Here is a 1,189-nt window from a genome sequence, read left to right on the forward strand (position 1 = left end):
GGCGGTTTCAAGCGGCGGTTGCAACGAGGAGTTTGTTGAGTGCTTCGGCTGGATTCTGCCAGTTGAGGGTTTGGCGGGGTCGGCCGTTGAGTTCGCGGGCGACGGCGTCGAGGTCGTCTTGGGTGTAGGTGCGGAAGTCGGTGCTGGAGCGGGGGAAGTACTGGCGCAGTAGGCCGTTGGTGTTCTCGTTGCTGCCGCGTTGCCAGGGGCTGTGGGGGTCGCAGAAGTAGACCCGGCAGTCGGTGGCCAGGGTGAACGTGGGGTGCTGAATCATCTCGATGCCCTGGTCCCAGGTCAGGGTCTTGCGTAGTTCGGCGGGCAGCCGGCGCATCAGACCGGCGAGCACGTCGATGACCTGCTCACTGACCCGGGACTCGGGTAGCGCGCCGAGCATCACGTAGCGGGTGGACCGCTCCACCAGGGTGATGATCGCGCTGGAGCCGCGGGCGCCGATGACCAGGTCACCTTCCCAGTGCCCGGGTACCGCCCGGTCCGCGACCTCGGCCGGGCGGGTGGAGATGTGGAAGTCGCGCACCCAGGGCCGCGCGCCCCGGCCAGCAGCGGCCTGCCGGGACTGCGGCCGCCGCACGCTGCGGCCGGAGCGCAGCGCGACCTGCCGGGCCAGCTCCTGACGCATCCCACCACGGGCCTGGTAGTAGATCGCCTGGTAGATCGTCTCGTGGGACACCCACATCTCCGGCTGGTCAGGATGCTCCAGCCGTAGCCACCGGGCGATCTGCACCGGCGACCACCGCTGCGCCAGCTTGTCTTTGACAATCTCCCACAACGGCGGCCACGGCTGTCCCCGCCCCGGCCGCAGCTTGCCCGCCCGGGGACGCCGCGCCCGCTCATCGGCGTGCCGCTGCGCCACGACATGCGAATACCGCCACCCGTAGGCCTGCCCCCAGCTGCGCGGATAGCCCTGCCCAGGCACGTAACCCGGCCGCCGGCCCCGCGGATGCTTCACACCCTGCATCCCCGCACCGCGGCGCAACGTCCGGTTACGCCGCACCTCCCGCCACACCGTGCTCCGATCCCGACCGATCACCGCCGCGATCTGCCCGAACCGAAGCCCCTGACCAAACAACACCTCGATCTGCGCCCGCTCCTCGGACGACAACCGCTTCCCCGACATGAACCCTCATCCTCACGAGAATCCACCCCGTTGCAACAACCACTTGAACCCAAG

At 69.1% G+C, this 1,189-nt stretch carries 1 protein-coding gene; it reads right to left on the reverse strand.

Going from position 1 to position 1,189, the window contains the following annotated elements; all coding sequences use genetic code 11:
• Positions 1-7: 7 nt before the first annotated feature.
• Positions 8-1,135, reverse strand: a complete 1,128-nt coding sequence (locus HCJ94_RS29330; RefSeq protein ID WP_168004237.1) for an IS30 family transposase — start codon at positions 1,133-1,135, stop codon at positions 8-10.
• Between the last annotated feature and the right edge of the window lie 54 nt (positions 1,136-1,189).

This window comes from Micromonospora thermarum (assembly GCF_012034245.1).
Lineage (GTDB): Bacteria > Actinomycetota > Actinomycetes > Mycobacteriales > Micromonosporaceae > Micromonospora > Micromonospora thermarum.